14 protein-coding genes are annotated in these 21009 nt (G+C 65.1%); 8 read left to right on the plus strand and 6 right to left on the minus strand.

The window, feature by feature from the left end:
- The first annotated feature begins 73 nt into the window (after positions 1-73).
- A complete protein-coding gene (gene fepB / locus D3I60_RS00290; RefSeq protein WP_262773935.1) occupies positions 74-1105 on the plus strand; it encodes a Fe2+-enterobactin ABC transporter substrate-binding protein in 1032 nt (343 codons plus the stop codon).
- A gap of 143 nt (positions 1106-1248) precedes the next feature.
- Here the strand turns inward: fepB and D3I60_RS00295 are convergent, their stop codons facing one another.
- Both D3I60_RS00295 and D3I60_RS00300 read right to left on the minus strand, forming a co-directional pair.
- On the minus strand, positions 1249-2517 hold the full coding sequence (locus D3I60_RS00295; protein ID WP_262773936.1) for an alpha-hydroxy acid oxidase: 1269 nt from the start codon (positions 2515-2517) through the stop codon (positions 1249-1251).
- An 89-nt stretch (positions 2518-2606) separates the two neighbouring features.
- Positions 2607-4295 carry an L-lactate permease gene (locus D3I60_RS00300; protein WP_262773937.1) on the minus strand — a complete coding sequence of 563 codons (1689 nt, stop codon included), beginning with the start codon at positions 4293-4295 and terminating at the stop codon, positions 2607-2609.
- 231 nt (positions 4296-4526) lie between these two features.
- Between D3I60_RS00300 and D3I60_RS00305 the strand changes: the two genes are divergently transcribed.
- Positions 4527-5312, plus strand: coding sequence for a FadR/GntR family transcriptional regulator (locus tag D3I60_RS00305; RefSeq protein ID WP_262773938.1), 786 nt, complete (start codon positions 4527-4529; stop codon positions 5310-5312).
- An 82-nt stretch (positions 5313-5394) separates the two neighbouring features.
- Here D3I60_RS00305 and D3I60_RS00310 read toward each other — a convergent pair whose 3' ends face one another.
- Together D3I60_RS00310 and D3I60_RS00315 are read right to left on the minus strand one after the other, a co-directional pair.
- Positions 5395-9054 carry an efflux RND transporter permease subunit gene (locus D3I60_RS00310; protein ID WP_262773939.1) on the minus strand — a complete coding sequence of 1220 codons (3660 nt, stop codon included), beginning with the start codon at positions 9052-9054 and terminating at the stop codon, positions 5395-5397.
- Between the two features lie 337 nt (positions 9055-9391).
- Complete coding sequence (locus D3I60_RS00315; RefSeq protein WP_262773940.1) at positions 9392-10549, minus strand: CobW family GTP-binding protein; 1158 nt, start codon at positions 10547-10549, stop codon at positions 9392-9394.
- Positions 10550-10759: 210 nt separating this feature from the next.
- Between D3I60_RS00315 and D3I60_RS00320 the strand changes: the two genes are divergently transcribed.
- The gene (locus tag D3I60_RS00320; protein ID WP_262773941.1) at positions 10760-11161 is read left to right on the plus strand and encodes a Fur family transcriptional regulator; all 402 of its coding nucleotides are present in this window, start codon (positions 10760-10762) and stop codon (positions 11159-11161) included.
- Between the two features lie 40 nt (positions 11162-11201).
- Here the strand turns inward: D3I60_RS00320 and D3I60_RS00325 are convergent, their stop codons facing one another.
- Positions 11202-12236 carry a GTP-binding protein gene (locus tag D3I60_RS00325; RefSeq protein ID WP_262773942.1) on the minus strand — a complete coding sequence of 345 codons (1035 nt, stop codon included), beginning with the start codon at positions 12234-12236 and terminating at the stop codon, positions 11202-11204.
- 45 nt (positions 12237-12281) lie between these two features.
- On the opposite strand from D3I60_RS00325, the gene ykgO reads away from it, so the two are divergent.
- Together ykgO and D3I60_RS00335 are read left to right on the plus strand one after the other, a co-directional pair.
- On the plus strand, positions 12282-12404 hold the full coding sequence (ykgO, locus tag D3I60_RS00330) for a type B 50S ribosomal protein L36 (protein WP_262773943.1): 123 nt from the start codon (positions 12282-12284) through the stop codon (positions 12402-12404).
- 343 nt (positions 12405-12747) lie between these two features.
- Positions 12748-13062 (plus strand): hypothetical protein, encoded by a 315-nt coding sequence (locus D3I60_RS00335; RefSeq protein ID WP_262773944.1) that lies wholly within the window; start codon positions 12748-12750, stop codon positions 13060-13062.
- Here D3I60_RS00335 and mobA read toward each other — a convergent pair.
- Complete coding sequence (mobA, locus tag D3I60_RS00340; RefSeq protein ID WP_262773945.1) at positions 13043-13957, minus strand: molybdenum cofactor guanylyltransferase; 915 nt, start codon at positions 13955-13957, stop codon at positions 13043-13045. The two genes, D3I60_RS00335 and mobA, sit on opposite strands and share 20 nt — an antisense overlap.
- A gap of 208 nt (positions 13958-14165) precedes the next feature.
- Between mobA and D3I60_RS00345 the strand changes: the two genes are divergently transcribed.
- The 3 genes from D3I60_RS00345 to narH all read left to right on the plus strand — a co-directional run bounded on the left by D3I60_RS00345 (position 14166) and on the right by narH (position 21009).
- Positions 14166-15515 carry an MFS transporter gene (locus D3I60_RS00345; RefSeq protein ID WP_262773946.1) on the plus strand — a complete coding sequence of 450 codons (1350 nt, stop codon included), beginning with the start codon at positions 14166-14168 and terminating at the stop codon, positions 15513-15515.
- Positions 15512-19294, plus strand: a complete 3783-nt coding sequence (locus tag D3I60_RS00350; RefSeq protein WP_440588542.1) for a nitrate reductase subunit alpha — start codon at positions 15512-15514, stop codon at positions 19292-19294. Before D3I60_RS00345 ends, D3I60_RS00350 begins: the two co-directional genes overlap by 4 nt.
- A 62-nt stretch (positions 19295-19356) precedes the next feature.
- Positions 19357-21009 (plus strand): nitrate reductase subunit beta, encoded by a 1653-nt coding sequence (narH, locus tag D3I60_RS00355; protein WP_262773947.1) that lies wholly within the window; start codon positions 19357-19359, stop codon positions 21007-21009.

A 21009-nucleotide genomic window follows, 5' to 3' on the forward strand; every position in this document is an offset into this window, starting at 1 on the left:
ACCACGAACGCAGTTTCCCGGGTCTACTTAGGTTAGGCTCATCTTCGCAAGCAATCATTCTCGAAAGGCCCCTATGTCCCGCGTCAAACCCGGCAGCACACGCGTATTTGCCGCAGTCACCCTCATCACCGCTCTCAGCCTCAGCGCCTGCGGCGGGTCCGGCTCCTCCGACCCCGGCAATGGCGACGCCGCTGCCGACGGTCAATGGCCCCTGACGATCACGGACGACGCCGGCCACGAAGTGACCATCGACGAGGCGCCCGAATCGGTCGTCTCCACCTCGGTGACCCTCACCGGCAGCCTCCTCGCCGTCGACGCACCGGTCACCGCCTCCGGTGCCACCATGCCAAATTCCCCCGTTGCCGACGCGCAAGGCTTCTTCACGCAGTGGAGCGACGTCGCGAAGGAGAAGGACGTCAAGGCCCTCTACCAGGGCGACCCCGATGTCGAGGCCGTGCTCGCCGAAGAACCCGACCTCATCGTGGTCTCGAAGACCGGCCAGGACTCGGCGAACGCCATCTACGATCAGCTCAGCGACATCGCCCCGACCGTCGTGATCGACTACGGCGACAAGGACTGGCAGGAGGTCACCACCAAGCTCGGTGAGATCACCGGCCAAGAGGATGAGGCGAAGAAGGTCAACGACGAATTCGGTTCCCGCGCCGAGGAGGTCAAGTCCGCCATCGACGCCCCGAAGCAGCCGGTCACCGGCATGATCTTCAACGAGAAGGCCAAGGGCGGAGGGTCCGGCGCCAGCGCGAACATCTGGACACCGGAATCCGCTCAGGGCAAGCTCCTCGAAGAGGTCGGCTTCGAACTCGCCGAGGTCCCCGAAGGCACAGCCGGCCAAGGAGAAATGGGCAAACGTGCCGATATCGTCGAAGTCACCGGTGAGAACCTGTCGAAGGCCGTCACCGGCGAATCCGTGTTCCTGTTCAACGCGAACGAGAAGACCGCCGCGTCGTATGCGAAGAACTCGCTGGTCGAGAGCACACCGGCGGTGAAGAACGATGCCGTCTACCCGATGGGCCTCGACTCGTTCCGCCTCGATTACTACTCCGCCACGAACGTCCTCGACCGCGTCGAGGACGAATTCGGCAAGTGATCGCCTGAACCCGAAACGGACGGCCGGCAGCGACGATACTTCTCGCTGCCGGCCGTCCGTTCTCTGCCTATGGAGCCATCTGGGCGACCGCGGCGGGGCCGCCTCGGTGATCTGGGCGCCCCCGGCGGGGCCGCCTCGGCGAATCAGCCCTTGGCCGGGCGGGAGGTGATGATCTCCGCACGCTCGTCGCGGTTGAATTGTCGCAGCTGGGTCACATGGGTCGAGTTGAGCTCGGAGACATCGGCGACCTGGAGCAGACGCATGGTGCGCTCGACCTGCTCGCCGAGGATCTCGATCGTCCGGTCCACTCCGGCCCGACCGCCGGCCATGAGGCCGAAGAGGTAAGCGCGTCCGATGAGCGTGAAGTCCGCGCCCATGGCCAGGGACGCGACGATGTCGGCGCCGTTGCGGATTCCGGTGTCGATGATGATCTCCACGTCCTTGCCGATCTCACGAGCCACCTCGGGGAGAAGCTCGAAGGGTACGGGCGCGCGATCGAGCTGGCGCCCGCCGTGGTTGGACAGGACGATCGAATCGACGCCGAGGTCGGCGAGCTTCTTCGCGTCCTCAAGCGTCTGTACGCCCTTGACGGAGAACTTGCCGGGCCACATGGCGCGGATCTCGGCGAGATCGTCGAAGTCGATGGAGGGGTCCATCGCCGAATCGAGGAGCTCGCCGACGGTGCCGCCGGTCTCCGACAGGGAGGCGAATTCGAGCTTCGGGGTGGTCAGGAAGTCCCACCACCACCAGGGACGAGGGATGGCGTTGAGGATCGTCTGCGGGGTCAGCTGCGGTGGAATCGAGAAGCCATTGCGGGTATCGCGCAGGCGAGCACCGGCGACGGGGGCGTCGACGGTGAAGAAGAGAGTGTCGAACCCGGCGTTCTTCGCCCGCTCGACGAGGCCGTAGGAGATGTCGCGCTGCTTCATCACATAGAGCTGGAACCAGTTTCGCCCATGCGGGTTGGTCTTCTTCACGTCCTCGATCGACGTCGTGCCCAGCGTCGAGAGCGTGAACGGGATGCCTGCAGCTCCGGCGGCTCCGGCGCCGGCGGTCTCACCCTCGGTCTGCATGAGTCGGGTGAAGCCGGTCGGCGCGATGCCGAAGGGCATGGCCGAGCTGCCACCCATGATCTGGGTCGAGGTGTCGACGTTCGTGACGTCCTTAAGAATCGAGGGATGGAACTCGATATCGCGGAAGGACTGGACCGAGCGTTCCATCGAGATCTCGCCCTCGGCGGCACCATCCGTGTAGTCGAACGCCGCGGCCGGGGTCCGACGCTTCGCGATCTTGCGCAAGTCCTCGATCGTCAGCGCATTCTCCAAGCGGCGTTTCTTCGGGTCGAGTTCGAACTTCTTGAACCTCATCAGCTCGAAGATCTCGGCCGGCTGAGGAATCTGCCTCTTGACCATGTTTTTCGCTCCTTCTTAAGCGGGGTTGATGAGCAGTGGGTGGTGGCTTGGTGCGGGTGGTCCGATCGGCGAGACGGCGCCGCGCGGACTCAGGAGCCGGGGACCATCCAGGACAGTACCGTCGACTGGAGTCCGACGAGCAGACACATGGCGACGAGCATGCCCAGGGACCAGCCGATGACGCGGCGGAGGATCGAAGCCTCCTTGCCGAGCAGGCCGACGGCAGTGGCCGCGATTGTGAGGTTCTGCGGGCTGACCATCTTGCCGAGGACACCTCCTGAGCTGTTGGCGCCGACGAGCAGCAGCGGGTTGAGCCCGGCCTCGTGTGCGGCGGTCTGCTGCAGGGTCGCGAACAGTGCGTTCGCCGAGGTGTCCGAACCGGTCACAGCAGTGCCCAGCCAGCCGAGGATCGGCGAGAGGAAGGCGAAGAAGGCACCGGTGCCGGCGATCCAGGTTCCGATGGTGATCGTCTGGCCCGAGAGGTTCATGACATAGGCCAGCGCGAGAACGGAACCGACGGTGAGAATCGAGAACTTCATCTTCACGACGTTGACGATGAACACGTCGACGGCGTCCTTCGCCGACATCTTGTACACGATCGCGACGATGATGCCGGAGATGAGCAGCAGGGTGCCCGGCGAAGACAGCCATTGGAAGTTGTAGACCGTGCTCGTCGAGACTTCGCCGGCGGCGTTGAGGATGTTTCCATCCAGTCCGGGCCATGGGATCTTCACATCGGTCGAGGCCAGCCAGTTGTTGAGTACCGGCACGAGTTTGGCCACGGAGAAGATGACGATGACGAGCAGATAGGGGAAGAGCGCGAGGAAGACTCGGGACCCGGTCAGCGGCGCGGTCTCCTTCTTCACATCGGTGGCAACGGCGGCGGAGGCACCGCCGGCATCGGGAGCATCGGCGCCTTCGTGTTCGCGCTCATCGGCCATACGGTCGAGTGCGTCCTGACCGCCCTTCGGCTTCCAGAAGCGCAGCATGATGACGACGGCTGCGAGGCCGACGAGGGAGGCGATGATGTCGGTGAGTTCGACGGAGAGGAACGTGGCGGAGACCCACTGGGCGAGGCCGAAGGCGATGCCCACGACGAGGGCCAGCGGCCAGATCTGCTTCAGCCCGCGACGCCCGTCGACGAGCAGGACGAGGAAGAGAGGCACGACCGCGGCGAGGAACGGGGTCTGGTGACCGACCATGGCGCCGATGTCCTGGTAGTCGATTCCCGTCAGAGTGCCGGCGGTGATGATCGGGATGGCGATGGCGCCGAAGGCCACGGGGGCGGTGTTGGCAACGAGGACGACGACGGCAGCTCGCATAGCGGTGAAGCCGACGGCGACGAGCATGACACCGGTGATCGCCACCGGGGCGCCGAATCCGGCGAGCGCTTCGAGGAGGCCGCCGAAGCAGAAGGCGACGATGATGGCCTGAATGCGCGGGTCATCGGAGATGACGTTGATGACCAACCGCAGGTCCTCGAAGCGCCCCGAGCGCACGGTGAGTTCGTAGAGCCAGATCGCCGTGATGACGATCCACATGATCGGAAACAGTCCGAAGGCGAACCCCTGTGTCGCCGAGAGCGCGGCGAGTCCGACCGGCATTCCGTAGGCGGCGATCGCGACGATGAGAGCGACGCCGACGGCGGTCAGTCCGGCCCAGTGGGCCTTCCATTTGAGCGCGCCGAGAGTGACGAAGATCGTCAGCAGCGGCAGGATCGCCAGCAGGGACGACCACAGCAGGCTGTCGGCCACCGGTGCGATTTCAGGTGTGTACATGGTTTCTCCAAATCGGCCCGCCCACATCGGGTCCGTTCCCCTGTGAACGCGCTCCGAACTCGAATAATCGAAATGTTCAGTATGGCCTTTGTGAGGTCAGACCATTAATCTGAGCATAGGGCGAGGGTGTGATCTGCGTCAAATGTTTTCCGCCGGCGGTTCCGGTCGCATCCCCACGAGCAGAACGACGAGCAACGAGAGGCATGACATGATGGCGCGGTGGAGACGACCATGAACAATGACACGAACGAGGTCCGCCGGGAACAGCCAGGCGTCGCCGAGGCGGCTGCGGGCCCCGATTGGAAACCCGTTAGCCGATCGAGCACGTATGAGCTCGTCATCGATGCCGTCGAAGAGCAGATCATGACCGGTTCGCTGGGGGTCGGAGATCCTCTGCCTGCCGAACGCGACCTCGCGACGAAGCTCGGCGTCAGTCGCGCCAGTGTGCGCGAGGCGCTGCGCGTGCTCGACAGTCTCGGAGTCGTCCGGTCCTCGGGCGGGTCCGGCCGCGGTGCCGGCACGTTCATCGCCGCCATGCCCTCGGCAGCGCTCACCCGGTTCCTCCGCCTTCATGTGGCGCTCACGAACTTCAGCATCGATGACGTGACGGAGACGCGCATCCAGCTCGAACGCTCGAGCGCGATCCTCGCAGCGACCCGTGCCGATAAGGACGCACTGGCAGAGGTGAATGCGCAGCTGGCGATGATGGACACTCCCGGGATCAGCTTGGAGACCTTCAACGACGCGGACACCGCGTTCCACGTCGCCATCGCGCAGGCGGCGGGCAATCAGCTGTTCTCAGACCTCACCGGGGCCATCCGCACCTCTCTGCGGAAATCGATCTTCTCCTCGTTCAGCCGCGTCGACGACCAGCAGGCGCTGATGGCGAAGCTGCAGTCCCAACACCACGGGATCATGGACGCCATCACCACCGGTCGCGCCGAGGAGGCCGCGGCCCTGACCGAGGAACACATCCGCTTCGCCGCCTCACGCTTACCCGGCCTCTCCGACACCTAACCCACCCTCAATTGCTACCTGACGGCGGCCCAGCAACCTCGCGCGAGGTTGCTAGGCCGCCGTCAGGTAGCAATTGAGGGGTTTACTGATCGTCGGAACGCTGGGCCACCTCGGCGGTTTCCGCTTCGATCCGCGCTTGATTCTCCGCCCGCTTCTTGGCGCGCTTCTCCTCCTTATGTGCCGCCCGGACCTCTTTGCGCCGTTCGACGAGGAGGTAGAGAGCGGGGACGAGGATGAGCGTGAGCACCGTCGACGAGGTGAGCCCGCCGATGACGACGATCGCCAGGGGCTGCGAAATGAGCACTCCCCCACCGGTCAGCCCCAGCGACATCGGCACGAGGGCGAAGATCGTCGCGGCCGCAGTCATGAGGATCGGGCGCAGGCGCAGTCGGGTGCCGTGGACGATCGCGTCCCTGAGGTCGAGCCCGTCCTCACGCAGCTTGTTGATGAGGTCGATGAGCACGATCGCGTTCGTCACGACGATGCCGATGAGCATGAGCAGACCGATGAGCGAGGGAATGCCCAATGGTGTGCCAGTCGCCAGCAGGAGCAGCACGGCTCCGGTCGCGGCGAATGGAATCGACACCAGCAGGATGAGCGGCTGGACGAAGCTGCGGAAGGTCGCGATCATCACGAGGAACACGAGCACGATCGCCACGGCCATCGCCATCCCGAGTTGACCGAACGATTCCGCCTGCTCCTGACTGGCACCGCCGACGTCGAAGCTGACTCCGTCGGGCAGATCCATGGTCTCGGTCAGGTCAGTGGCCGCGGCGGTGACCGTTTCGAGCTGGCCGCTGGACGGGGTTGCGAACACGGTGACCTTCCGGTCACCGTCGGCACGGTCGATCGTCGCCGGGGTCTCGGTCTTCTTCACCTGCGCGATCTCGTCGACGGTGATCGGCTCACCCTTGATGTCGGGGATGGCGGCCTGCTCATCGGCAAGCGCCTCTTCCTCCTCCTGGTTCTGCTCCTGTTCACGCTGGCCGTCGACGAGGTCGTCGATGGCGTCGTTGGCTTCCTTCAGCCCCTTCTCTGCCTGTTCGACCCCTTCGCGGGCCTGTTCCACCTGGTCGGCAGCCATGTCGCCCGGGCTCGGAGCCGGCGGCGGATTCTCGGCATCGCGCAGGGCCTTGCGGGCCTGTTCGAGCTGGTCGGCCGCGTTGTCTCGAGCTTCACGCGCAGACTCAAGCTGCTCGGCCGATTCGTCAGCGGCCTTGCGCTTGGCCTCCTCGGCGCGGGCATCGGTCTTCTCCTCGACCCGGTCTGTCGCATCCTCCTGGGCGTTCTGCGTCTGCACCTCGGTGACGGGCAGTTCGAGAGCACGGATCTCGTCCGGGGCCGCATCCGGATGAGTCGGGGCGAGGGTGATGTCGCGCTCCTGGCCGTTGAGGGTGATGGTGCCGGCCTCGACACCGTGGAGTGCGGCGGCGATGGCCTGCCCGACCTCAGCCTGGCTGAATCCGTAGTCGGCGGCTTTCTCCCGATCGACGTCGACTTCGATGACCGGCTGGTCGGCTGCGAGGTCGTTGCGGGCGGACTGGACACCGTTGGTGTCCGCCATCTTCTTCGTCACCTCGTCGGCAGCCTTTCGCAGCGCACCCAGGTCGGTGCCCGAGAGGGTGACCTCTACGTCCTCGCTGACGGAGCCGCCGGCGTCCTGGACGTCGATCTCGCCCGCGTCCTTCCCGAGGTCGTCGAGTTGGGTACGGAGGCGGTTCGTCGCGACCTCGGCCTCGGAGTCTTCGGCCAGGGTGACGTTGAACTGGTTCTCTGCTCCGGATTCCGGGCCGTTGACCGTCGTCGAGTAAGTGTCGACGTCCGAATCATCGCCGAGCACGGCTTCCACGCGCTTCGCGGCCTTGTCACCGGCTTCGAGCGAAGCGCCGGCGGGAAGGGTCTGCGTGATGTACACGGAGCTCTGCCCGGCCGATCCGAGCAGGTCCGTCTTGAGGAAGGTCGCGCACATCATCGTGACGATGAAGATGACGACGGAGAAGGCGATGGTCCTCCAGGGGTGGTGCAGGGCGGAGATGATCGCCGGCAGGCTGCGCTGCTGGAGGCGATCGACTCGGCCGGAGGCCTCACCATTTCCGGGGGCGGGAGCGACGACGGGTTCGACGGTCGCGTCCGGCAGCGGGTCCTTGCCCTTGGCCGCGCGTTTGGCGTTCTTCTTCTCGATCGCCTTCTGGCGGCGTTCGGCACGGGCCACCGAGCGGCGGTGCTGCTTCGCCGCCCACAGCTCATAACTGCGGTCGGTGGCGGCTTGCCGTTTGGGCGAGAGCGGCTTGGGGCTGCGGCGCAGGACCCAATAACTGAACACGGGGACGATCGTCAGCGCCACGACGAGGGAGGCCAACAGTGCCAAGGACACGGTGACGGAGAAGGGCCGGAACAGCTGTCCGGCGATGCCGTCGACGAACGCGATGGGCAGGAACACGGCGACGGTGGTCAGAGTCGAGGCAGTGATGGCACCGGCGACCTGCTTGACGCTGGCGACGATGTCTTCGACCGTCAGGTCGCTCGTGCCCTGGCGTCTCCGGATGTTCTCGATGACGACGATGGAGTCGTCGACGACGCGGCCGACGGCGATCGTCAGGGCGCCCAAAGTGAGGATGTTCAGCGTGTAATCGCCGACCATGAGGCCGATCATCGCGATGAGCAGCGACATCGGGATCGAGATCGCGGCGACGATGGTCGAACGGAACGAGCCGAGGAAGGCGAGGATGACGAAGATCGCGAAGATCAGGCCGAGCCCGCCTTCGACGGAGAGGTCGTGGATCGACTTCTCGATCTCCGGGGCCTGATCGAAGATCGTCGAGAATTCCGTGTCCTCGCCGAGCTTCGGACCGACCTTGTCGAGGGTGTCGGCGACCTTGTGGGAGACGTCGACGACATTGGCGTCCTGGTCCTTCGTCACCGACACAGTCACCGAATTCCTGCCGTCGGCACGGGACAGGGAGGTCTTCTCGACCGAGTCGAGGTCGACGTCGGCGACCTCACCCAGCAGCACGGTGCCGTCCGCAGTGCGCAGAGGCGTCTTCTCGATCTGCTCGACGGCGTCGACCTCGGTGCCGACCTCGACGGCCATCGACGTGTCGCCCTGTGAACTCTGGCCAGCGGGAACGACAGTGCCGGCGGCTTCGAGCTCATCGGGCACGGAGGATTCGACGACGTTCTTCTCCGCCACGTCCTCGGGGCGGAAGGTGATGGAGACGCGCTGCTCGTCCTGGCCGGTGACCTCGACGTTCGACACTCCGTCGAGGGCGCGGAGTTCGGGAACGAGGTCGGTCTCAAGACGGTCGCCGAGGGTGGCGGAGTCTCCGCCGGAGACGGCGAACATCGTCACCGGGACCTCATCCATCTGATACGACAGCACCTCGGCTTCCGCATCGGCGGGCAGGTCGGACTTCACTCCGTCGACGGCCGACCGGACGGCGTCGGTCATCTCTTCGGAGTCCTTGCCGAACGGCCAAGTCACCTCGGCGGTCATCCTCCCCGACGAGGTGGAGGTGGTCACCGATTCGAGTTCGCCGACACCGTCGAGCGCGGTCTCGAGAGGCTTGGTCACCGTCTCCTCGATGACCTCCGGAGAAGCGCCGGGGACGGTGGCCTGCACGGAAGTGCCGGGCAGGTCGACCGAGGGCATCGTCTCCTGGTTGAGTGAGGTGGTCGCGACGATGCCGAAGACGGCGATCACGAGGGTGAGCAATCCGACGATGAGGCGGTTCTTCAGACTCATCCGGGTGATCAGGTGCACAGGGGTCCTCCGGGTTCGGGGGTGCGAGCAGGGCGCTCCAGTCAGTCTTCCAAGCGGATCGCCTCAGCGGATCGCCCAAAAGTAGGCAACGGTGTCCCCCAAAAGGATGAATTCTCACTGCTGTTCCCGGCAGGTCGATCATGACCGTTCGGTGGGGCACGTATCGACCCTAGAAGCGGTCGCCGGTGTCCGGCACGGGAGTTGTCCCCCAGACCACCCTCAGGAAACACGGAAGAAAACCGGAGGATCCCCTCCCCTTGCTACCTGACGGCGGCCTAGCAACCTCGCGCGAGGTTGCTAGGCCGCCGTCAGGTAGCAATTAGGTGTGGAGGCGGACGTGGTGGAGGAAGCGTTCGGAGCGGTCCGTCCGGCCCGCGTCATCGACGTTGAGGGCGGCAGTCAGAGTGGCTTCGACCGCCTCGGTGTCGAAGTCCTCACCGATGGCGACGAGGACGCTGTCGGCATCCGGCCGATCACCATTCCCCGCGCTTAAGGACGGTGTCTTCGGGACAGGTCGGGCCGCCTCGGCGACGTAGACGTTCGGGCCCACAGCCTGCACATCGAAGCTGCGCCTGCAAGATCCTACAGCCGCGAGCACGGTGCCCTTCACCCGGTATACCCCGGGCGGGAGGTCCTCGACGAAATCCATCACCGCATCCGGATCGACAGGACCGCTGCCGGTGACGGTCACCGACTGGGCATGGCGATGCGGCAGGGATTCCGCGTCGATCTCGTCGTCACCGAACTCGTCGGCCGCCGCCTCGGCGTAGGCCTGACGCAGCAGTTCCCGGATCGGCAACTCAGGTTGGATCGGGTCGTCACCGGCGTCGGAGCAGCTTCGGAGGGGGTCCCGCTCTCCTTCGCCCGGGTCGAAGATCAGTGTGGGGTCGAGGCGGGCGTGGTGGGTGCCGATGACGATGACGCGCGGATTGCGTTCGTGAACGCGAGCACGCACGGCCTCGACCGTGTTATCACGGTCGGCGGCGGGCACTTGGTCGAGCTTGTTGACCAGCACCAATGTCGTCGCGGCGAAGCGCAGGGGCGGCAGGTTCGAGGTGTCGACGGTGTCGAAGTACATGGTGGCGTCGACGACGTCGATGACCCCGCCGAGGTGGAACCGGTGGTGGCCCATGCGGGTGATCATCCGGGCCAAGGTCAGGGGTTCGGCGAATCCGCTGGCTTCGACGATGATCGCGTCGAGGCGCAGCTTGGGGTTCGTCATCGCCACGAGAGCGTCCTCGAGCTCGGAATCATCGGTCAGACAGCACACGCATCCTCCCGAGATCGACAACGGTTCGTCGACCTGGCCGACGACGAGTCCGGCGTCGATGTTGAGGTCGCCGAAGTCGTTGACGATGACGCCGATGCGGGCGTCGGGGTGGCGCAGCAGGTGGTTGAGCAGGCTCGTCTTTCCGGCACCGAGGTAGCCGGTGAGCAGGATGACCGGGATCGCAGCTCTGCGTGTGGGACCGCTCATTGTGCCTCCTCGGTGGTCGTGCCCGCTTTTCGTGCTCGGTGGCTCGACAGCGCGGGTTCAGTTGTGCGTGCGGGCCCCGTTTTCGGCACGGGGTCAATCGTAGAGGTGTGGGCGAACCGCCCGTTAATGGTAACGTGTTTCATTACTTCTCTCGCATATGCACGATCATGCATATGCGCCTTCGACAGGGACGACAAGGGAGGACTCCCCATGGCAGCGCCGCAGAAGAAGACGCGCAGCACCGCGCAGAAGGCACTCATCGGCTCTGCCCTGGAGACCGAGACCCGCTTCGTCTCTGCCAAGCAGCTCCACCGCCGCCTCGAAGACTCGGGCGCAAGCGTCGGCTTGGCCACCGTCTACCGACAGCTCAATGCGCTCGCGCAAAGCGGCGACGCCGATACTATCACCATCGCCGAGACCCAGCTCTTCCGCGCCTGCGCACAGACCGAGCATCATCACCATCTCGTCTGCGAACGCTGCGGCACAGCCGTCGAGATCGACCCGCCGGGTGAGGACTGGATGCGTCGGATCGCCGCCTCGAACGGCTTCGAGATCACTCATCACGTCTTCGAGATCTTCGGCCTGTGCGCCGATTGTCGGGCAGTGGACTGAGAGCCTCAGCCTCGGTGACGGGCCGCTGGGCCTGCGAGTGTCAGCCTCGGTGCGCCGCGTCCCATGCGGGGAACTCGTCGTGATACTCCAACCAGGCCATCGGACCTGCCAGCAGCTCAGCATCGGTGAGAACGGCACCGTCGAGCGCTTCGCACAGCCCTACCTCGTCGAGGTCGACGCCGATGAAGGCCAGATCCTGACCGAGCGCCAGCAGCTCTGCACCTCCGCCGGGAAGGGGATCGACGGACAGCGGTGAGAGCGTGAGCAGAGTGCCTGCTTGGTCCCAGTGCGCGGTCACGTAGGGCCGGGAGGCCAGCTTCGCGAAGCCGGCAGAACGAACAATCCGACCCCAACACCCTTCGCCGAGCGCGGCGCCCAGCACTGCCTGCAGTCGCTGCGGGTGAAAGGGCCGCGCCTGCTCGAAGCGGCAGGCGCGGACACCTCCCGGTCTGGCCGGGGGCTGAAACTCCGAGTTGAGCACCGCCGTCCACCCTGCAGAGGGAGGTCGCTGCCCGAACCGCCAACACACCGGCTCATGCACCGCGCCGTCGCGCAGCAGAAAGCGATTGGCCTCGGGTGCCAGGTGCGCGATCAGCCCGACTGCTGCTTCGATCTCGTTCGGATCGACTGGTTCGGGCACCAACAGGGCCAGGGTGGAGGCGAATTCGATCTGCGCGACGAGCGCACCGGCACGCGCCTCCGAATCGAGGTCGTTGTGCAGGCACGCGAGGTCGAGCACGCAGACGAGGTCGGCGAGGAGGGCTCGCGCCTCCGGGACGCTCAGGCCCCCGATGATCTCCGCGCAGTCCGCGCCTTCCCCATATTCGAGAACGAACCCGTGCACCCCGGACGTCATTCCGACCAGATCGACGAGGCGGTCGATCGCGTCGATGCCCTGCGCGGTCTGCTCCGCAGGCACGAAGACATAGCCGCGGTCACGGGCCAGGCCCATCGCGTAATGCCTGCGCTCGGCCGCGCAGAGCCCGACGACGGCGATCGCTTCGATTCCGTCGGCGACGGGCCCCCGCCCTCGCGTAACTGATTCCCGCATTCGCTTCCCTTCGATCGAGAACATAGGATTGAGTCTAATGATACTCATTCTCACTAAGGAGTTACGCTCATGAAGGTTCGTCGATCGCTGCGTTCGCTGAAGTCCCAGCCCGGTTCGCAGGTGGTCCGCCGCCGCGGTCGCGTCTACGTCATCAACAAGAAGGATCCGCGGTTCAAAGCCCGCCAGGGCTGAGGCCCAACCGCCCTCGAACAGCTGTGGCGCGGATTCGACGCGGCTGCACGTGTGTCGGATATGTGCAGCCTAGACCGCCTCGGCGAGGCGACCGAATTCCGCAAGTGATTCGAGGGTGCGCATGGGCATCGCCAGGGACAGCAGAGGAGGTTCGAGGCGCTCACTCATGAAGTAGATTTCGCGACTGAGGAATCTCCTCGCCGAGGCGGCCGCCGCCTATCCGGATGACCGCCGACTCCGACCCGCTTCGGCACCATCACCGAGGTGGGCCGGATTTACTCACGGCCGAAACAGCGCGCCCGCCATCACCCCTGCGCTAGGGTCGGTGACCAAGGAGGACGAGATGCCCAGAGACTACTCACCGGAGCGGATCGCGGCGATGGCGGACGAACTCTCGGCCGCCGCGCACACACTGGGAGTCCCGCTCGCGGATACGCGGCCCGCCGTCGAACTCGTCTCTGAGCTGCTCGTTGCCAGTGCTCGCTGGTCCGACGAGACGGGGACCCGAGCCTCCGGACCTTTCGGCACTTTCCTCGCCGGCTGCGTCGACGGGGCAGACCGCGACGACCAGGCGGTCGGCGCAGACCGTGACCGCCAGGGCCTGGAGTTCGTCGACAGCTTGGTGAACGGGCTCGGACTCAGCCCCGAAAGCGAGTGAGAGCCCCCTCCACCTGAGCCAGCGCTTCCGCGAGAGAGGCCCCACCCTCCCTCGTCGCAGCGTGGAGTCTGCCGGCGAGGAACGCGGCGACGACCGGGCTGAGCGACGAGTCCGAATGCTTGATGCGCGAAGCGAACTCGAGCACGGCCGCGACCTCGGCATCTGTCATCCACTCCCCCTCCGGAAGTTCGGTCGCCGCAAGGTCCCGCATCCGCAGCACCTGCTCCGGTACGGCTCTGGCGCCACTTGGAGCGTCGGCACCCGCCGCAGTCCGGTCCCGAGGATCGCCCACCGCATCCGCGTCCGTGACCTCGATTCTGCGGGCGACGCGCTCATACTCCTCACGGGTGTCGAAGTCGACGATCTCCGCGGGGTCAACGTCGACAGGAGCGACCTCGAGGCCGCTGAAAAGGAGTTTGACCGCCCTGTCCTGCGTCTGGCCGATATCGGCCAGGCGTCGACGCAGCAGCGCCGTCGGCCACGCGGCGCAGAGGAACTGGAGCTTGCCGCGATCATCGACACCGGCAGCAGGCAGCCCGGACTCCCGGCTCGCGACGATGAGCGCCCGCAGATGGTCCGGCCGCACCAGCGGCATGTCACCGGCCAGGATCACGGTGACTTCGGAGTCTCCCATCGCAAGGGAAGCGGCTTCGATCCCGGCCAGGGGGCCCGAGAACTCGGGTTCCTCCCGTACGCTGCCGACCGAGTCCACCTCGGCGTCCGTGAGTCCGACAGTGGTACCGGCCACCCACACCTCCGCTTCCGGCACGGCCTGCCGGACGGTGCCGAGGATGCGCGAGATCACCGTCTGCCCGCCGAGACGGACACCTGGCTTGTGAACGCCCCCGAACCGCCGGGACCGACCGCCGCTGAGAATCATCACTGTGATCGACATGGCTCGATCATACGTGTTTCTACAGACAGTAGAATAAGCAACAGATATATGACCTAAATCACATCACGTCCTCGTAAGACGAGGTGAGTCCCTGTGAAGACGCCTCCTGAGCGCCTTCAGGATTAAATACGGTGGAAACTGTTCCACTTTCCGCTCAACTCTGCTGAGATCGAAAGCAGTCGGCACATTCGTCGAGGAGGGGCAGAATATGTCACAGCCTGAGATGCATCAACCATCGACCGCCGGATCACCTGCTTCGGCTACGAAAGCGCAGCGGACCAGGGCACTGATCTTCGCTACTCTCGGCTTCACTGTGACCTTCTGGGCTTGGTCGCTCATCAGCCCGCTGGGACCACACTTCGTCGAAGAGAATCTCACCGACGACTCGGCGCTGCTCGTGGCCGTGCCCGTCCTCGTCGGCTCACTGGGACGAATTGTCGTCGGAGCACTGACCGACCGCCTCGGCGGCCGCCTCATGATGTCGTTCATCGCCCTCATCACGGTCATTCCGGTGCTCTTCGTCGGTTTCATCGGCCAATACAACTACGCCACGCTCATCGTCGGCGGATTCTTCCTCGGCATCGCCGGCACGAGCTTCGCCGTCGGCGTCCCCTACGTCAATCGCTGGTTCCCCAAAGAGTCCCGCGGTTCGGCGATCGGTGTCTACGGCATGGGCATGGGCGGTACCGCGATCGCGGCCTTCACCACTGTGCCCCTGTACAACATCTGGCCACAGCTTCCCTTCGTGGTCGCAGCCGTCGTTCTCGTCGTCTACGCGCTCCTGGCTTTCACCATGATGCGCAATCCGCCGGACTGGCAGCCTGTGCGCCAGAGCCTCATCACCACCCTGGGACAGACGCTGTCGGTCAAGCTGACCTGGCAGGCTGCTTATCTCTACGCACTCGCCTTCGGCGGCTATGTCGCTTTCTCCGTCTACCTGCCGACTTACTTCAACAACGACTACGACCTCGAACCCGCCGATGCATCCCTGCGCATGGCCGGCTTCGTCATCGTCGCAGTCATCACCCGCCCGCTGGGCGGAATCCTCGCCGATCACCTCGGTGCGGTGAAGACCCTCGGCATGGCCTACTCACTCGTCGCCATCTGCGCCATCGCCCTGTCTTTCCATCCCCTGGAGTTCGTCGTCTACACCTCAGAGTTCATTGCGATGTCGGCAGGCTTCGGACTGGCCTCCGGTGCGACCTTTGCGCTTATCGCGCAGCGCTCGGATCCTGCAAGGGTCGGCTCGATCACGGGCTTCGTCGGCGCCGCCGGCGGACTGGGCGGATTCGTCCCGCCTCTGCTGCTGGGAGCGATGTGGTCGGCGACCCACGACTATTCCCTGGGTCTGCTGCTGCTCGCCGGCTTCACAGTCATCGCGCTCCTCATCACTCTCTGGATCGGCGCCAACCCGCTGGCGACGCCACCAACCGAACCCGTGAGCTCTGACGACACCGCCTCAGCCCCCACCGCCGACTCGAGCGCCGATCACTCCGGAACTGACAGCGGCCACACGAAGTCACGTATCAGCGACGACGACAAGGAGACACGGTCATGAGCACCGAGAACATCGGGCAGGGCAGGGACCAGCACACGCCGGCGGAGTCCTCGACGCCTGGGACCGACCGTCCGGGCACCGACAACTCGCTCATGGACGCTCTCATCGGCAGTCGGAAGTTCTTCACGCCCCGGGCGACGATGAGCGAGGACAAGCGCGAGATCCACTATTCCGGCGGTCGGCAGGGCGACTCGTTCTATCGCAACCGCTGGTCACACGACAAGGTCGTCCGTTCCACTCACGGCGTCAACTGCACCGGTTCATGCTCTTGGCATGTCTACGTCAAGGACGGGCTCATCACCTGGGAGTCCCAGGCCACGGACTACCCGAGCCCTGGCCCGGACATGCCCGAATACGAGCCGCGCGGCTGTCCTCGCGGTGCCTCGTTCTCCTGGTACACCTACTCCCCCACCCGAGTCCGCTACCCCTATGTCCGCGGGGCTCTGCTGCGACTCTTCCGCGAGGCCAAGGCCGCCAACGACCACGACCCGGTGTTGGCATGGAAGTCCATCGTCGAGGACCCGGTCAAGGCCCGCCGCTACAAATCCGTGCGAGGAAAGGGCGGGCTCGTGCGTGCGACCTGGGCCGAGGCCGTCGAGATCGTCGCCGCCGCCTATGTCTACACCGTGAAATTTCTCGGCCCCGACCGTACGACGGGCTTCTCCCCGATTCCCGCCATGAGCCCGGTCTCCTTCTCCTCGGGCGCCCGCTTCCACCAGCTCATCGGCGGGTCGATGCTGTCCTTCTATGACTGGTACGCGGACCTGCCACCGGCTTCCCCGCAGGTCTTCGGCGATCAGACCGATGTGCCCGAGTCCGGTGATTGGTGGAACTCCTCGTATCTGATGATGTGGGGCTCTAATGTGCCGCTGACTCGTACCCCGGACGCCCATTGGATGGCTGAGGCTCGTTACCACGGGCAGAAGGTCATCTCCATCGCCCCGGACTATGCGGAGAACGTGAAGTTCGCCGATGAGTGGCTGGCGCCGGCCACCGGGACCGACGGAGCCCTGGCCATGGCGATGGGCCACGTCATCCTCAAGGAGTTCTTCGTCGACACGACGACGGACTACTTCGACTCCTATGTGCGCAGGTACACGGACCTGCCGTTCCTCGTCGAACTCGAACGAGACGGCGACAGCTATCGGCCCGGTCGCTTCGTCACCGCCTCCGACCTCGGCCCCTCGGTCACGCCCGAGGCCGACACCGAGGACGCGGACTTCAAACCTGCACTGTGGGACAAGACCACGAACTCACCGGCTGTGCCCAACGGCACCTTGGGCCACCGCTTCGCCGCCGATGGTGAGGGCAGATGGAACCTCGATCTCGAGGACATCGACCCGGCCCTGTCCATCGCCGAGGCCGCCGAGACCAACGCCGATGCCGTCGAGGTCCGGCTGCCGCGCTTCGACACCGCCGCGCAGGGCGAGATCGATGAGATCACGCGCGGGGTTCCGGTCGTCCGCCTCGGCGAGAGGATCATGACTACGGTCTTCGACCTCATGCTCGCCGAATACGGTGTCGGAAGGCCGGGTCTGCCCGGAAGGTGGGCAGAGAACTATGAGGACGCGTCGAGTCCGAACACTCCAGCCTGGCAGGAGGCGATCACGGGTGTGCCGTGGCAGGCTGCTGCCCGCATCGGCCGCGAATTCGCCGCCAATGCGCGTGATTCGAAGGGCCGATCGATGATCATCATGGGCGCTGGTACGAACCACTGGTTCCACTCGGACCAGACTTACCGCACCTTCCTCACCCTGACCACGCTGTGCGGCACGCAGGGAGTCAACGGCGGCGGCTGGGCACACTATGTCGGGCAGGAGAAGATCCGTCCCTTCACCGGGTGGCTGCACCTGGCCAATGCCCTGGACTGGGTGCGTCCGCCGCGGCAGATGACGCAGACGACATACTGGTACATGCACACCGATCAATGGCGCTACGACCAGTTCGGGGCCGATATGCTCTCGGCGCGGGCCGGGCACGGAAAGTTCACGGGGATGTCGACTGCCGATGCCGTCGCTCAATCCGCGCGTCTCGGGTGGCAGCCGTACTATCCGACCTTCGATGACAATCCTCTCGACATCGCAGAGGCGGCGAGCGCGGCCGGGAAGACGAGCGCGGAGCACATCGTCGACGAGCTCAAGGCCGGAAGGCTTCGCTTCGCCGTCGAGGACCCGGATGCGGAGAACAACTATCCGCGCATCTGGTCGATGTGGCGGGCGAACACATTGGGCTCCTCGGCCAAGGGCGACCAGTACTTCCTCAAGCACCTGCTCGGTGTCGACAGCTCGGTCTCCGCCGAGGAGACGACCGAGAATCTGCGACCGCGCGACGTCGACTGGCGCGAGGATGCTCCCCAGGGCAAAATCGACCTGCTCCTGACCCTCGATTTCAGGATGACCACGACGACGCTTCATTCGGACGTCATATTGCCGGCGGCCACCTGGTACGAGAAGCACGACCTGTCGACGACGGACATGCATCCCTTCGTCAACACGTTCAACCCGGCGATCTCCACCCCTTGGCAGTCACGCAACGATTGGGAGACCTGGGCGACGATCGCCGAGAGGTTCTCGGAGCTCGCCCGCACCCATCTGGGCACGCGCACGGATGTCGTGGCCCAACCGCTCCAGCACGACAGCCCGGACGCCCTGAACACCCCGCACGGGCGGGTCAGGGACTGGAAGTTCGGCGAATGCGAACCGGTGCCGGGCAAGACCATGCCCAAACTCGTCGAGGTCGAACGCGACTACACCGCCATCCACGACAAGTACACCTCGATCGGTCCGCTGCTCGAGTCCCAGGGGATGAACGCCCGCGGCATCCGGTATGACGTCGACCATCACGTCGAACGGCTGCGTCGGCTCAACGGAGTCGCGAGCAGGGGTGCGGGCAAGGGCCAGCCGCGACTGGACACCGACCGGCGCGCCGCCGACTACATCCTCGGTCTGTCCGGCACGACGAACGGGCTGATGGCCACCGAGGGCTTCACCACCCTCGAGCGGCGCACCGGCCAGAAGCTGGCAGATCTCTCCGCCGAGCACGAGGGCAAACAGGTCTCCTTCGAGGATGCGAAGGCCGCACCAGTGCCGGTGATCACCTCCCCGGAATGGTCAGGCTCCGAGTCCGGCGGCCGCCGCTACTCGCCCTTCACGATCAATGTGGAGCGGCTCAAACCCTGGCACACGCTGACCGGGCGCTATCAGTTCTACGTCGACCATGACTGGTTCATGGAGATGGGTGACGCACTGCCGACGTTCCGCCCGCCTTTGGACATGAATGCTCTGTTCGGCGAACCGCAGATCGGCGACTCGGACGGCACCGCGATCGCGGTGCGCTACCTGACCCCGCACAACAAATGGGCGATCCACTCGATGTATCAGGAGAACTTCTTCATGATGAGCCTCGGCCGCGGCGGGCAGACGATCTGGATGAGCGTCGAGGACGCCGAGGCCGTCGGCATCGCCGACAACGACTGGATCGAGGCGATCAACCGCAACGGCGTCGTCGCCGCCCGTGCCGTCGTGTCCCACCGGATGCCGAAGGGGACGGCGTTCATGCACCACGCGCAGGAGCGAACGGTCAATGTTCCGCTCACTGAGACGACCGGACAGCGCGGGGGCATCCACAACTCCCTGACGCGGATCATGATCAAGCCGACTCACCTCGTAGGTGGGTACGGCCAGCTGTCTTTCGCCTTCAACTACTACGGGCCCACAGGCAATCAGCGCGACGAGGTGACCGTGATCCGACGTCGCAGCAACCAGAACGTGGAGTACTGAGCAGCCGTGGCCCACACAGACGATCAGTACCGGACACCGGCTCGGGGACAGGAGGAACACTGATGAGAATCATGGCGCAGATGGCGATGGTGATGAACCTCGACAAATGCATCGGCTGCCACACATGCTCGGTCACGTGCAAACAGGCGTGGACGAACCGCAAGGGCACCGAATACGTGTGGTTCAACAACGTGGAGACCCGGCCCGGGCAGGGCTACCCGCGCGGCTACGAGGATCAGGATAAGTGGCAGGGCGGCTGGGCGCTGAGCAGGAACGGCCGGCTCAAGCTCAAGGCCGGCGGCAAGCTGAAGAAGCTCGCATCCATCTTCTCGAACCCGAAGCTGCCGGGCATCGAGGACTACTACGAGCCGTGGAGCTACGAGTACGACAACCTGCTCTCGGCTCCGGAGCAGAAGCACATTCCCACGGCACCGCCGAAGTCCCTGCTCACCGGCGAGCGCATGGACATCAAATGGTCGGGCAACTGGGACGACGACCTCGGCGGAACCTACGCGAAGGCCGATCTCGACCCGATGCTCAAATCGATCGGAGACAAGGTCAAGCTCGAGTTCGAAGAGACCTTCATGTTCTACCTGCCCCGCATCTGCGAGCACTGCCTCAACCCCTCTTGCGTCGCCTCCTGCCCGTCGGGCGCAATCTACAAGCGTGAGGAGGACGGCATCGTCCTCGTCGACCAGGATTCCTGCCGCGGCTGGCGGATGTGCATCTCCGGCTGCCCGTACAAGAAAATCTACTTCAACCACCGCACCGGCAAGGCCGAGAAATGCACTTTCTGCTATCCGCGGATCGAGAACGGCGAACCCACCGTGTGCGCGGAGACCTGCGTCGGCCGTCTGCGCTACATCGGGTTGGTCTTCTACGATGCCGATCGTGTCACCGAGGCGGCGTCGGTGCCCGATGAGAAGGACCTCTTCGCAGCGCAGAAGAACCTCATCCTCGACCCGCACGATCCCGATGTCATGAACGCAGCCGAACAGGCCGGCATCCCCCACGATTGGATCATGGCGGCCCAGCGCTCCCCGGTGTACAAGCTCATCAAGGACTACGACCTCGCGTTGCCGCTGCATCCGGAGTACCGGACGATGCCGATGGTCTGGTATATCCCGCCGCTGTCGCCGGTCGTCGACGTGGTCAAGGACACCGGCTACGACGCGGAGAACGCGGTGAACCTCTTCGCCGCGATCGACGAGCTGCGCATCCCCATCGAATACCTCGCAAACCTCTTCACTGCCGGGGACACCGATATCGTCGCCGATGTGCTCCGGCGCATGGCCGCCATGCGGGCGTTCATGCGCGACATCAATATGGGCATCGAACCCGATGAGCGCATCCCGCACTCGGTGGGGATGGATCCTGAGGAGATGGAGGACATGTACCGGCTTCTGGCGATCGCGAAGTACGACGAACGCTATGTCATCCCCGCCGGCCACTCGGAGCAGGCGCACAGCCTCGAGGGCATCGGCTCGGACTGCCCACTCAACGCCGAGGGCGGACCTGGGATGAACGAGATGCCCGACATCGCCTCCAGGGGGTTCGCGGGCACCTCTGGGATGTCGGACCCGCTGGCCGAACGCAGCGCCGAGGACGAGGGAGGACGCTCGCATCTGCGTGGTCGGCTCAACCTGCTCAACTGGGACGGGAAGGGGCGTCCGACCGGACTGTTCCCCAGCGCAGACGGACAGACAGGGGCCTGA

The sequence above is a fragment of the Brevibacterium permense genome (assembly GCF_025506275.1).
Classification (GTDB): domain Bacteria; phylum Actinomycetota; class Actinomycetes; order Actinomycetales; family Brevibacteriaceae; genus Brevibacterium; species Brevibacterium permense_A.

Coding starts and splice junctions, on each gene's coding strand:
- fepB (WP_262773935.1), top strand. CDS start 74: ATGTCCCGCGTCAAACCCGGCAGCACACGCGTATTTGCCGCAGTCACC.
- D3I60_RS00295 (WP_262773936.1), bottom strand. CDS start 2,517: ATGGTCAAGAGGCAGATTCCTCAGCCGGCCGAGATCTTCGAGCTGATG.
- D3I60_RS00300 (WP_262773937.1), bottom strand. CDS start 4,295: ATGTACACACCTGAAATCGCACCGGTGGCCGACAGCCTGCTGTGGTCG.
- D3I60_RS00305 (WP_262773938.1), top strand. CDS start 4,527: ATGAACAATGACACGAACGAGGTCCGCCGGGAACAGCCAGGCGTCGCC.
- D3I60_RS00310 (WP_262773939.1), bottom strand. CDS start 9,054: ATGAGTCTGAAGAACCGCCTCATCGTCGGATTGCTCACCCTCGTGATC.
- D3I60_RS00315 (WP_262773940.1), bottom strand. CDS start 10,549: ATGAGCGGTCCCACACGCAGAGCTGCGATCCCGGTCATCCTGCTCACC.
- D3I60_RS00320 (WP_262773941.1), top strand. CDS start 10,760: ATGGCAGCGCCGCAGAAGAAGACGCGCAGCACCGCGCAGAAGGCACTC.
- D3I60_RS00325 (WP_262773942.1), bottom strand. CDS start 12,236: ATGTTCTCGATCGAAGGGAAGCGAATGCGGGAATCAGTTACGCGAGGG.
- ykgO (WP_262773943.1), top strand. CDS start 12,282: ATGAAGGTTCGTCGATCGCTGCGTTCGCTGAAGTCCCAGCCCGGTTCG.
- D3I60_RS00335 (WP_262773944.1), top strand. CDS start 12,748: ATGCCCAGAGACTACTCACCGGAGCGGATCGCGGCGATGGCGGACGAA.
- mobA (WP_262773945.1), bottom strand. CDS start 13,957: ATGTCGATCACAGTGATGATTCTCAGCGGCGGTCGGTCCCGGCGGTTC.
- D3I60_RS00345 (WP_262773946.1), top strand. CDS start 14,166: ATGTCACAGCCTGAGATGCATCAACCATCGACCGCCGGATCACCTGCT.
- D3I60_RS00350 (WP_440588542.1), top strand. CDS start 15,512: ATGAGCACCGAGAACATCGGGCAGGGCAGGGACCAGCACACGCCGGCG.
- narH (WP_262773947.1), top strand. CDS start 19,357: ATGAGAATCATGGCGCAGATGGCGATGGTGATGAACCTCGACAAATGC.